Origin of the sequence: Leucobacter allii (assembly GCF_022919155.1) — a bacterium.
Taxonomy (GTDB): Bacteria; Actinomycetota; Actinomycetes; order Actinomycetales; family Microbacteriaceae; genus Leucobacter; species Leucobacter allii.
Map to the genome: position 1 here is coordinate 718,469 of NZ_CP095045.1, position 11,533 is coordinate 730,001.

9 protein-coding genes and 1 pseudogene are annotated in these 11,533 nt (G+C 69.3%); 5 read left to right on the top strand and 5 right to left on the bottom strand.

The genetic code is table 11. The features are described from left to right. Positions 1 to 30 precede the first annotated feature (30 nt). The 3 genes and pseudogenes from MUN78_RS03165 (at position 31) to MUN78_RS03175 (ending at position 3,304) form a co-directional block, all read left to right on the top strand. On the top strand, positions 31 to 930 hold the full coding sequence (locus MUN78_RS03165) for an IclR family transcriptional regulator (RefSeq protein WP_244693109.1): 900 nt from the start codon (positions 31 to 33) through the stop codon (positions 928 to 930). Continuing rightward, a complete protein-coding gene (locus MUN78_RS03170) occupies positions 927 to 1,670 on the top strand; it encodes an IclR family transcriptional regulator (protein ID WP_244728755.1) in 744 nt (247 codons plus the stop codon). Before MUN78_RS03165 ends, MUN78_RS03170 begins: the two co-directional genes overlap by 4 nt. 246 nt (positions 1,671 to 1,916) lie before the next feature. Then, positions 1,917 to 3,304, top strand: a pseudogene (locus MUN78_RS03175) (aldehyde dehydrogenase family protein). A gap of 77 nt (positions 3,305 to 3,381) precedes the next feature. Here MUN78_RS03175 and MUN78_RS03180 read toward each other — a convergent pair. From MUN78_RS03180 to MUN78_RS03200, 5 genes are all read right to left on the bottom strand, one after another. After that, entirely contained in the window at positions 3,382 to 4,422 is a 1,041-nt protein-coding gene (locus MUN78_RS03180) for an alcohol dehydrogenase catalytic domain-containing protein (RefSeq protein ID WP_244728756.1), read from the bottom strand. A gap of 188 nt (positions 4,423 to 4,610) precedes the next feature. Further along, on the bottom strand, positions 4,611 to 5,522 hold the full coding sequence (locus tag MUN78_RS03185) for a MurR/RpiR family transcriptional regulator (protein ID WP_244693979.1): 912 nt from the start codon (positions 5,520 to 5,522) through the stop codon (positions 4,611 to 4,613). A gap of 29 nt (positions 5,523 to 5,551) precedes the next feature. Next, positions 5,552 to 6,613 carry a zinc-dependent dehydrogenase gene (locus MUN78_RS03190; RefSeq protein ID WP_244728758.1) on the bottom strand — a complete coding sequence of 354 codons (1,062 nt, stop codon included), beginning with the start codon at positions 6,611 to 6,613 and terminating at the stop codon, positions 5,552 to 5,554. Beyond that, entirely contained in the window at positions 6,610 to 7,710 is a 1,101-nt protein-coding gene (locus MUN78_RS03195) for a galactitol-1-phosphate 5-dehydrogenase (protein ID WP_244728760.1), read from the bottom strand. The genes MUN78_RS03190 and MUN78_RS03195 overlap by 4 nt, the downstream gene beginning before the upstream one ends. 2 nt (positions 7,711 to 7,712) lie before the next feature. Next, on the bottom strand, positions 7,713 to 8,549 hold the full coding sequence (locus MUN78_RS03200; RefSeq protein WP_244693119.1) for an SDR family oxidoreductase: 837 nt from the start codon (positions 8,547 to 8,549) through the stop codon (positions 7,713 to 7,715). A gap of 289 nt (positions 8,550 to 8,838) precedes the next feature. Between MUN78_RS03200 and glpK the strand changes: the two genes are divergently transcribed. After that, positions 8,839 to 10,338 carry a glycerol kinase GlpK gene (glpK, locus tag MUN78_RS03205; RefSeq protein WP_244728762.1) on the top strand — a complete coding sequence of 500 codons (1,500 nt, stop codon included), beginning with the start codon at positions 8,839 to 8,841 and terminating at the stop codon, positions 10,336 to 10,338. 128 nt (positions 10,339 to 10,466) lie between these two features. After that, on the top strand, positions 10,467 to 11,513 hold the full coding sequence (locus tag MUN78_RS03210) for a zinc-dependent alcohol dehydrogenase family protein (protein ID WP_244728764.1): 1,047 nt from the start codon (positions 10,467 to 10,469) through the stop codon (positions 11,511 to 11,513). Positions 11,514 to 11,533: the final 20 nt, after the last annotated feature.

Consider the following 11,533-nt stretch of genomic DNA (forward strand, 5'->3'; position numbering starts at 1 on the left):
GCCCGGTGTGTCTGTTCAAAATATCTTAAAATGGACAATGTGTCTAGTTTGTGGGATGTAATTGCGTCACGTCGGCGACTCGACGCGATGCAGCCGTCTCTCGTGCGGCAATTGTGGGAAGATCTTGCAATGGCGAACAGTGCTGCTGCCCCCTCCATGGACATCCTGCTCAAGGCGGATGCGGTCCTCAGCGTTCTCGAGCGGGAGCGGGAATGCTCGGTGCAGCGCCTCGCCGAGGCCGTGGAGGAGCCGGTCAGCTCCACCTACCGGTTGCTCGCGAGCCTGACCGCCGTCGGCCTCGCTTCGCGGGGGGCCAAGCGCGGCCTCTACCGCCTCGGCTTTCTGCCGCTGAGGGTCGGCGGCATGCTGGAATCCCAACTCGACGTGCGGGAACTCGCCGGACCGATGCTCTACGCGCTCTCCCGCGTCACCGGTGCGACGGTGCTGCTGTGGGTGCGTCGCGGGGACGCGGCCGTCTGCATCGAGCGCATCTCGCGTTCGGACGTGCAGACGGCTGCCTCGCGTCTCGGGGATTCGATGCCACTGTGGGGCGGTGCGGCGGGACGTGTGCTGCTGGCCCACCTCCCGGCTCCCGAGGCGAGGAGCGTGATCTCGCGCTTCGAGCTCGGCGACCGCGGGGGGAAGAGTCTCATCGAGGAGTTGGCAGAGATCCGAGAAGCCGGCTACTGCCTGGCCGAGAGCAGCTCGACCCCCGGAGTCGCCTCGATCAGCGCGCCGGTGTTCAATCATCGCGGCGAGCTCGAGGTCGCCGTGTCCATCAGCGGGCTGCGCAAGTGGATCGTCGAGGATGGCGGCGCCGCGGTGGATGAGGTGCGCGCCACCGCCAGGGAGATCAGCGCGACGCTCGGATGCGGCACGGCGGAAGCAGCCGGAGGGTCGGCGGAAGCAATCGGAGGGTCGGCGGAATGAGTGCGGTCAAGCCGAACAAGGTGCTCGCGAACGCGACCGCCGTCATCGATCTGCTGTCGCGCGAGGGGGCGCTGTCGCCCGCCGAGATCGCGACGGCGACCGGCATCGCGCGGTCGAGCGTCTATCGCCTGGTCGATGCGCTGGTCTCCATCCGGCTGGTGGAGCCGGCAGCGGCAGCCGCCGGCTCGCGGGTGCGGCTGCATCGACGCTGGCTGCGCCTCGCCGACGCGGCGGCGCTCGGCCTGACCGAGTGGTCCGGGGCGCAGGGCGTGCTCGAGGAGGTCGCGCACGACACCGGCCTCACGGCATACCTCACCGTTCCCGATGGCGACATGGCCACCTGCGTCGCCTGGGCCCGGGGCAGCGGCATCGATCTGCTCGAGCTGCGGCCGGGGCGGTCCCTGCCGCTCAACGCCGGAGCCGCGGGCCGGTGCTTCCTGGCCTTCAACGGACCGCTCGCCGATCGGGTGTTCGAGCACGGGGACTGGCCGGTGTTCACCGACCGGACGCTCGCCGACACGGCGTCACTGCGGATCGATGCCGAGACGAACCGTGCGCGGGGGTACGTGCTGTCCGATGAGGACGTCACGGTCGGCGTCGGTGCCCTCGGCGTGCCCCTGATGCGAGACGGGCAGCTCGTCGGCTGCCTCTCGGTCGGCGGGCTCGCGGAGGCCATTCGCGGGGAGCAGGAGTCGCTCGCCCGACGCGTGGCCCGCGCCGCGGATCGCCTGCTCGGCTGAACGGCCCCATCCGCTTCGCCGGCACCGCCGGCCCCACCAGCTCCGACCGCCCTGCAGACTCCGGCGGCCGTGCCGTGCGGCTGGCGGGTTCTCGGTCTCAGGCGCATCGCTCTGCAAAACGGACAAACTGCCTATTGTGTGAGAAACTGAACTGCCGATGCTCGGATCACTGGCCGGGCACTGCGTTTCCAGCACAACGAAGGAGTCGAGGAAATGACGGGAATCGATACGGGCGCGCCGCAGGAGATGTTCGCGGTGCACGACAAGTGGACCGGGGAGGTGATCGCGCACGTGCCCGCGGACGACGCGGAGAGCACGCGCCGGGCCCTGGAGGAGGCGCAGCAGGGGTTCGCCGAGTGGTCGCGGCTGCCGGCGCACCGCCGCGCCGCGATCCTCGAGCGGTTCGCGGATTCGCTCGACGAGCAGAACGAGGAGATCGCCGAACTGCTGACCCGCGAGACGGGCAAGATCATCTCCGACGCGCGCGCTGAGATCGCGGCAGCCGCGCGCATCTTCCGCGGGTTCGCGCGCGAGTCCCTGCGGCATTTCGGTGATGCCATCCCCCTCGATCGGCAGCCGGGACTCGAGGGCGACCTCATGCTCACGAAGCACGAGCCGCTGGGTGTGGTCGCGGCGATCGTGGCGTTCAACTTCCCCGCCGAGCTCTACGCGCACAAGGTCGCCGCCGGCCTCGCGGGCGGCAACGCGGTCGTCGTGAAGCCCGCTGATAAGAATCCCCTCGTCGGGAATCGCATGACCGCGCTGCTGCACGCCGCGGGCGTCCCGACGCGGGCGCTCATCGTGCTGAACGGTCGGGGGTCGGTGATCGGCCCGGAGCTGTCGGCCAGCCCGTTGATCCGGGCGATCAGTTTCACCGGGAGCAGCCGCGTGGGGGTCATGATCGCGGAGAACGCCGCGCGCAACATGACCCGGACGTTCATGGAGCTCAGCGCCAATGACGCGCTTCTCGTCCTCGATGACGCCGACATTGATCACGCCGTCGAGGAATCGCTGAACGGTCGCCTGCTCGCCAACGGTCAGGTCTGCTGCGCGACGAAGCGGATCGTGCTGCATCGCAGCATCGCCGAGGCATTCATCGCTCGGCTCCGGACCCGGCTCGCGGAGGTCGGCGTCACGGGCGACAGCCCCGCACCCGGGGTCAAGGTCGGTCCGCTGATCAGCGAGGACGCCGCTGCCGGCGTGGAGGCCCAGGTCGCCGCGGCGCTCGCGCAGGGGGCGGAGATCGTCTCCGGGGAGTCCGCCGAGGGGCCCACTACGAGCCGACGATCCTGCGGGTCCCCGAGACCTGCGATATCGCCACCGATGATGAGGTCTTCGGCCCGGTGTTCTCGGTGATCGTCGTCGATGACGACGACGCCGCGGTACGCGTGTCGAACAGCTCCTCGTTCGGGCTCACCGGCGCCGTGTTCTCGCGGGACATCTACCGGGCGTACCGGATCGCCGATCGCCTCGAGGCCGCCCTCGTCTCCATCAACGGCTCCAACAACTACCGCCCCGATGGCAGTTCGTTCGGGGGGTACAAGCAGAGCGGCCTCGGTCGCGAGGGATATCTCTCGTCGCTCGAGGAGTACACGCAGGTGAAGAGCATCGTGCTGCGCGGCATCCGCGGCTGAACGGAACGGCCGACGAGCGAGGGCTCGGCCGGAGAGCGGAAGCTCTCCCGCCGAGCCCTCGCTCGTCGGCGTACCGGCTACGGCTGCAGGACGAACTTGCCGACCGCGTCGTTCGCGAAGTCGGCGAAGGCCCGCGCGCCCTCGTCCAGGGGGGCGACGCGGGTGATGATCTCGGAGAGCCCGACGCCGCGCGCCACCGCCTGCTGCGAGGCCTCCATGAGCTCGGGCACGCTGAAGACGAACAGGCCCCGGATCGTGAGCTGCCGCAGGATGATGTCCGGCACGGGGTCGAGCTCGAGGGAGCCGCCCAGGCCGACGAGGACGACGGTGCCGAAGTCGCGGACGGACCGCACCGCGGAATCCCGGCCGAATCGGTTTCCCGAAGTGTCGATGGCGATATCGGCGCCGCCCGGGATGACCGCGTCGAGGTCGAACTCGGATCCCAGGAACACCTCCGCGTGCCCGAGGGACTTCGCGAACGCGATGCGCTCCGGGCTCATGTCGGTGGCGACGGCGCGCAAGCCGAGCGCCGCCGCCCAGGCGAGGACGGCGAGGCCCACCGGGCCGGCGCCGACCACGAAGACCGTGTCCCCGGGCGCCGCCTGCGCATGCTTCAGGGCGCAGTAGGCCGTCGACGCGCCGCAAGCGAGAAACGAACCGGTGGCGAAATCGATGTCGTCGGGAAGCGAGACGCAGTCGGCGGCGTCCGCGATCACGCGCTCCTGCATGCCGCCGTTGCGGGTGCGGGAGTACACCCCCATGTCGATCTTGCAGTGCTGGTGCAGGCCGACGCGGCAGAACTCGCAGGAGCCGCATCCCGAGTAGTGCATCAGGAAGACGCGGTCACCGACGCGGGGGAATCCGACTCCGGGGCCCGTCTCGACGACCACGCCTGCGATCTCGTGGCCCGGGCTGATCCTCGGGTCGCGCGGCTGGGCGCCCTGCTGCATCTCCTCCGGGGTCATGTGGTAGTAGTGCATGTCGCTGCCGCAGAGGCCGGCGGCTCTGACCTCGATCAGCACCTCACCCGGCGCGGGCCGCTCCACGTCGACCTCGACGATGTCGACGCGATGCTTGTCCGTGAATCTCAGCGCTCGTGCGCGGTGGGAATCGCTCACTGTCTTCCTCCTTGAGTCGGGTGGCGTGTCTCGTGGGCGGGATCGGCGCCCGAGCCGATCACCGATACCATCATACTTCCTGCATGGCGGACAAACTGTCTATTTTGCGGCGAGCATTGGGCGCCTCCGTGCCGTCGTGATGGGCGAAGAGGCGCGGCGCAGGCCGGACGCGCCCGGTGGGTCTGCCGTCAGCCGGCGTGACCTGCGGCGAGGCCCCCGGTGCGGCTCGGCCGGATCACCGATCGGTACCCCTCCTCGAGGTACACCGCGGTCTCGTCGTAGAAGCGCGTGGCGTAGGAGGCGTACAGCGCGTCGACCACGAGGAGCTGCCCCCACTTCGCGGTGACGCTCTCCCCGTAGACCGCGCTGCTCGCCGATGAGGAGGCGGTGGGCAGCACCAGGTCACACACCTGGGCGAGGCTCGACGACACGTTCGACGTGATGGCGACGGTGGCGGCGCCGTGGAGGCGCGCGATGTCCGCCGAGGACACGATCGGGTCGGACTCCCCGGAGTCCGAGATCGCGATGAGCACGTCTCCGGCCTCCAGGGAGGCTGCGCCCATCGACTGGACGGTCTGATCGCGGAAGAACTGGCAGCGCTTCCCGGCGCGCACGAATCGCATGATGGCGCTCTCCGCAGCGGTCGCAGAGGCGCCCATGGCGGAGAACTGGACGACGGACGCGTCATGGATCAGCTCGATGATCTGCGCGATCGCATCGGGGGAGACGAGCTCCGCCGTGCGGCGCAGCGACTCCATGCTGCTGTAGGCGACCTTCCCGAGGACCTGCTCCACCGGGTCGTCCCGCAGCACGCCCTCGTAGACGTGCTGCGGGCCGAGCTCGTCGAGATCGGGGCCGCGCGAGTAGATCGCCTGCGCGATTCCCAGGCGGAGTTGATTGAACCCGTCCATCCCGAGCTCGCGGATGAAGCGGGAGACCGTCGAATCGGCGACTCCGGCCCGCGCCGCGAGCTCGCTCAAGGAGCTCGCCTGCGTCTGCTCGGGTGACGCGAGGATCACCTCGGCGACGCGTTGGAGGGCAGGACTCAGGGAACCCGACGCGTGCGAGACGCGGTGCAGCAGATTGGTGTCGTTCGCCATGTCGTCCACGCCTCGAGTCTATGCGCGGGTCACGCCGGATCCGATGCGCCGGGCGACGTGATCATGGGCTTCATGCCCGACCCCGACGTCGCGTGCGCCACGGCCGCGGCGATGTCCTCGAGCCCGAATCGTCGCGACACGAGCTCGGCGAGCAGTGCCGAGTCGTCGGCGAGCAGTTCGAGCCCGTCGGCGAAGTCCTGGTTGCGCGCCCCCGTGGTGCCCGTCATGACGATCTCGCGGTAATGCAGCGCGTTCACATCGATCTGCGGACGCGCGGCATCGCCGAGCCCCGAGAAGACGTTGAGCCTGCCGGCGCGGGCGAGCAGGTCGGTCGCCCCCGCGATGACCTCGGGCGAGGAGACGCAGGTCAGCACCACGTCGGCACCGCGACCGTCGGTCAGCCCCATGACCTCGTCGTGCACGTCGGCATCGGTCGCGTTGATCAGCACGTCGGCACCGAGCCTGCCCGCGATATCGAGACGCGACTGGCGGCGATTCGCGATGATCACGCGAGCCGCGCCTGCCCGCTTGGCGAGGAGCGCGTGCAGGCAGCCGATCGGGCCGGCGCCGATGATCACCACGTCGTCCCCGGGGCCGATGCCGACCGCGCGCTGACCGTGCAGGCAGCAGGCCGCGGGTTCCATGAGCGGCGCGACGTCGAGCGGCATGGTGCTCGGCACGCGGAAGACGTTGCCGCGCGCCAAGGCGCGCGCGGGCACCAGCATGTACTCCTGGAAGCCGCCGTCGAGCGTCACGCCGAAGGCTTCGTAGTCCGGGCAGAGCTGATTGCGGCCGCGCGCGCAGAGTGCGCACGCGCCGCACCCGATGTTCGGCGCGACCGCGAGGCGGTCGCCGACCCCGAAACCGGTGACGCGATCGCCGACCGCGGCAACCTCTCCGGCCACCTCGTGCCCGAGCACGCGAGGCGTGCCCTCGGGGAGCTTGAAATGCCCGTGTCGGAGGATGCGGAGATCCGTGCCGCAGATGCTGGCCGCGCGCACGCGCAGCAGCAGATCGCCTGCTCCGAGCTCCGGGATCGGGCGCTCCTCGACGGCGAGCCGGCCTGGCCCCGAGAACACCGCGGTCTTCATCGCCTCTCCGCCGTCCACGACGCCGACGAGCGGAACTCGGCGATCTCCTCCACGGCCTCGGGGGCGACGGCGAAGATCGTCTTGTTGGACCAGCCGCTGCGGTCGGCGAGCCCGGCGAACACCTCGGGAGCCGATTCGAGCTCCGAGACGCTGCTGACCAGATCGCGTACGTTGACGGAACGTCCGATCGAGGCGATCACCATGTCCCAGTCGCTCTGTCCGCGAGGCGTGATCTTCGCGTTCCACGTGCCGAGCAGCGTGAGCTCGCGGCGGAGGATCCGCGACACCAGCTCCTTGGGCAGCTCGAGATCATCGGCGAGATCGCCGAGCAGCACCACCTGGCCGCGGTGCGCGGTCGCGGTGATCGCCTGCCGGAGCGTGACCGCACGACCGCTGGCCTCGACCGCGATGTCGGCGCCGCGCCCGGCGGTGAGCTCGATCATCAGCTCGTCGGTGCCGCGGTCCCCCGGTTCGAGCGTCTCGAATCCCAGCCCCGAGGCGATCGCGCGCTTGCGCGGATCGAGGTCGGCGACGACGACGCGCACGGCGCCGAGCACGCGGAGCCATTGCGCTGCGAGCAGCCCGATCGGTCCCGCCCCGATGACGAGCGCCGTCGCGTTGGTCGGGATCGCGACGCGACGAACGGCATGGAGGGCCACGCCCGCGGGCTCGATCATCGCGCCCTCGATGAGGGACACGTGCTCGGGCAAGCGGAACAGGTTCCGCGGCGGCACGCTCAACTCCTCCTGGAGCCCGCCGTCGCGGCGCGATCCGAAGTAGTCGTAGTCGTCGCCGAGCGCGTACTCGCCGATCTCGGACATGGGGTCGTCGTTCCGGGGCAGGCAGGGGAAGATCGCCACCCGATCGCCGATGCGGTACCCGTGATCCGGCGCATCCTCCGCGACGATCCCCGAGAGCTCGTGCCCGAGGACGAGCGGGAAGCCGTATCCCTTCCCCACGGCGAAGCGCAGCACATCCGAGCCGCAGACCCCGACCGCAGCGATGCGAACGCGAATCGCATCGGGGGTCGTCCGTTCCGGTCGAGGGACGTCGACGACGTCGATCTCGCGCACCCCGCGCAGCACTGCCGCCCGCATGATCAGACCTCCATCCCGTAGCGATGCGCCTTGTGCGTCGGGTAGAGCGCGAACGTCGGGATCGTGACATCGGGGGTCCGCGTCGCGATGTAGAGCGCAGCCTCAGCGACGTTCGAGACATCGATGCAGCTCGCGGCGATCCCCTCCTCGAGTTCCTTCTCGTCGAGCCATCCGTCCGTGTATGCCGGCAGGTCACCGTCGTACAGGCCCTGGTCGATGATCTCGGTCATCGGAGTGCGCACGTGCGAGGGGTTCAGCACGGTCACGCCGATGTTCTTGTCGACGCCCTCGAGCAGGATGTTCTTGCTGAATCCGAGCATCCCGTGCTTCGAGGCGCGATAGGGGCTGTGGCCGGGGCCGGAGGCGACGCGCGTCGAGGACGAGCCCATGTTGATGATCCGCCCGCCCGAGGGCTGCTGCTCCATGACGAGAAACGCCTCCCTGCAGCAGAGAAAGACACCGGTGAGGTTCGGGCCGATGGTCTTGTTCCACTCCTCGAGCGTGACCTGGGTGACGGGGGGCGACAGCGAATCGCGGCCCGCGCTGTTGACCAGGACGTCGAGGCGGCCCCAGCGCGCGACCGTGTCGGCGAAGAAGGCCCGAACCGCCGCTTCGTCGACGACGTCGGCGACGGTGCCGAGCACGTCGCCGCCGCGATCCCGGATGTCTGCGACGACCTCCGCGAGGCGAGCGGCATCGGTGTCGATCATGGCGACGCGCGCTCCGTTGGCGGCGTACTCGCGGGCGACCGCTTCTCCGATCCCGGAAGCGGCCCCGGTGATGATGGCGACCTTGCCGGTCAGTGCGGTGCCGCCCTTGGGCAGGTAATCGGGGGTCACGTGAACTCTCCTTCGTTCGGGAACACCTCGATCAAGATGATCGAAGAATTTTCTACAGCAAAGCATAAATCGATGAACTTTCGCAAGTGGCTCCTGATTCGGCTCAGTATCAGTGAACTTTCCAGAATGTCGATGCGCTTTCAGGGGATGGGGTAAGTTCATGGATCGAGCTCGGAGAATTGGTTCGGCGAACTTTTTTCGAGAATCATCTTGCAAATCGAATAAATATCCGTCATCGTTGACCGCGAGCCCGAAGGGCAACCGTGACGCACAAGGGAGTGGAAACACCATGGCTGGTCCGTATGTCATCGCCTTCGATGCGGGTACGAGCAGTGTTCGCGCCGTGATCGTCGACGGGCGCGGCGAGATCGCCGGAATCGCGCAGCGGGAGATCACCCAGTACTATCCGAACCCCGGGTGGGTGGAGCAGGACGCGAATGAGATCTGGTCGCATCAGCGGGCGGTGGCGCACGAAGCGCTCGCCGCCGCGGGCGTGCCGGCGACGGAGATCGCGGCGATCGGTGTGGCCAATCAACGCGAGACCGTCGTCGTCTGGGATCGCGCGACCGGGGAGCCGGTTCACCGCGCGCTGGTCTGGCAGGACGGACGCACCGCCGCGGACTGCGAAGCCCTGCTGCAGCTCGGCCGGGGGAGCCGGGTCAGGGAGCTGACCGGCCTGCCGATCGACAAGTACTTCAGCGCCTCCAAGCTCAGGTGGATCCTCGACAACGTCGAAGGGGCGAGGGCGCGCGCCGAGGCCGGCGAGCTCGCTGCCGGGACGATCGATACCTGGCTGGCTTGGAAGCTGACCGACGGCCGCGCGCACGTCACGGACGCGTCGAACGCCTCGCGCACGCTCCTCTTCGATATCGGGGAGTGCGCATGGAGCGAGGAGCTGCTGGAGTTGTTCTCGATTCCCCGGGCGGTGCTGCCCGAGGTGCGCGGTACGAGCGAGGTGTACGGCGTGACGGGCGAGCAGGCCGGATTCGGGGTCGAGATCCCGCTCGCCGCCCTCGTGGGGGATCAGCAGGGCGCCCTCTTCGGACAGGCCTGCTTCGACAGCGGTTCCGTCAAAGCGACCTACGGCACCGGAGGCTCCGTGGTCATGAACACCGGCTCTGCGCCGACCCGTTCCGACGGGGGCCTGCTGACGACGGTGGCCTGGAAGCTCGGCGGGCAGGTGACGTACGCGCTTGAGGGGCTGCTGTTCGCGGCCGGCGCTCCCGTCCGCTGGCTCCGCGATGAGCTCGGCGTGATCGCGGACGCCGCGGAGAGCGAGGAGATTGCCGCGACGGTGCCCGACAGCGGCGGCATCTACTTCGTTCCCGCGTTCTCGGGATTGTCCTCGCCGCAGTGGGACCCGTACGCCAGGGCCCTGATCATCGGGATGTCGCAGGGCGCGGGCCGTGCGCACATCGTGCGCGCGGCCATCGAATCGATGAGTTACTCGTATCGCGACGTGATCGAGGTCATGGTGCGGGCGTCGGGTCGAGCGCTGCCGAGCCTGCGCGTCGACGGCGGTGCCGCGACGAATGCGCTCCATCTGCAGTTCCAGGCGGATCAGCTCGGCGTGCCGGTGCGCTGCTCCTCGGTCATGGAGGCCACTGCGCGCGGAGCGGCGTTCCTCGCCGGCCTCGCCGTCGGGGTGTGGGCCTCGGTCGATGAGCTCAGGAGCTTCGTCGACACGGAGCGCGAGTACCTGCCCGCGATGGCGGCGGAGGAGCGGGATGCGCGATATCGGGGGTGGACCCGAGCCGTCGAACGATCGCGCGATTGGGTCGAACACTAGCCCCCGGTTGCGAATTCGGCCGCGGACTTGCTCCGCGGCGGGGAACGGGTTATATTCGCATCAAGTGGACATCATGTCTGCAATATGCGAATTCAGCGGAAAGACACACTGTGCAAAGGAGCAAGTTCATGACTGATGCGTCCACTGGGGCCGCGATGCGGGCCGTCGTGTTCACCGGCGGAGGGGACTGGGGCCTCGAGACGGTGCCGCAGCCCGTCGCTCGGCACGGGGAAGCTCTCCTGCGCGTCCTGCGCGTCGGCGTCTGCGGTACCGACGAGCATCTGCTGCACGGAGGCTTCATCGCGAGGTTCCCGCTCGTTCCCGGTCATGAGATCGTCGCGGAGGTCGTCGGGTACGGTCCCGGGACCACGGGCCCCGACGTCGGGACGCGCGTCGTCGTCGATCCGACGATCTTCTGCGGCAACTGCTCGGCCTGCAAGCGCGGCCGGCCCGGCTACTGCACCGACTTCGGGTCGCTCGGCTGCGATCGCGCCGGCGGATTCGCGGAGTACCTCACGGCGGGCGTCGAGAAGCTCTTCCCGATCGGCGACCTCGCGCCCGAGGTCGCGGTGCTGACCGAGCCCACCGCCTGCGCCATGCACGGCGTCGACGTGCTCGCGCTCGAACCCGCCGCCGATGTGCTGGTCTTCGGGGCGGGGCCGACGGGCTTGATCCTCGCGCAGCTGCTGCGCGTCGCCGGTGCGGCGCGCGTGACCGTCGCCGCACCGACGGCCTCGAAGCTCGAGGTCGCCCGCGCCCACGGCGCCGCGCACACGGTACTGATGGATCGCGCGAACGCCGGTGCGGCGGAGGCGCAGCTGCGCGAGATCGCCCCGGAGGGGTTCGACGCCGTCGTGGAAGCCACCGGTAGCGTCTCCGTGCTCGAGCTCGCGGTGCGGATGACGCGCACCGGCGGCACGGTGCTCGTCTACGGCCTGGCCCAGGAGGCGGCGATCGCCGCGATCCGCCCCTACGAGATCTTCAGCCGCGAACTCACGATCCGGGGCTCCTTCGCGCAGGCGAACTGCATCGGGCGCGCGCTCTTCGCGTTGCAGTCCGGCAGCGTGCGCACCGAGGGGCTCGTCACCGCCGAAGTCGGTCTCGACGACTTCGGCGCCGCGCTCGAGAACCTGCACGATTCGGCGCAGATCAAGTCGGTCTTCACCCCCGCCTAGACGTCCCACCCATGTCCGAG

Coding starts and splice junctions, on each gene's coding strand:
- MUN78_RS03165 (WP_244693109.1), top strand. CDS start 31: ATGGACAATGTGTCTAGTTTGTGGGATGTAATTGCGTCACGTCGGCGA.
- MUN78_RS03170 (WP_244728755.1), top strand. CDS start 927: ATGAGTGCGGTCAAGCCGAACAAGGTGCTCGCGAACGCGACCGCCGTC.
- MUN78_RS03185 (WP_244693979.1), bottom strand. CDS start 5,522: ATGGCGAACGACACCAATCTGCTGCACCGCGTCTCGCACGCGTCGGGT.
- MUN78_RS03190 (WP_244728758.1), bottom strand. CDS start 6,613: ATGAAGACCGCGGTGTTCTCGGGGCCAGGCCGGCTCGCCGTCGAGGAG.
- MUN78_RS03195 (WP_244728760.1), bottom strand. CDS start 7,710: ATGCGGGCGGCAGTGCTGCGCGGGGTGCGCGAGATCGACGTCGTCGAC.
- glpK (WP_244728762.1), top strand. CDS start 8,839: ATGGCTGGTCCGTATGTCATCGCCTTCGATGCGGGTACGAGCAGTGTT.
- MUN78_RS03210 (WP_244728764.1), top strand. CDS start 10,467: ATGACTGATGCGTCCACTGGGGCCGCGATGCGGGCCGTCGTGTTCACC.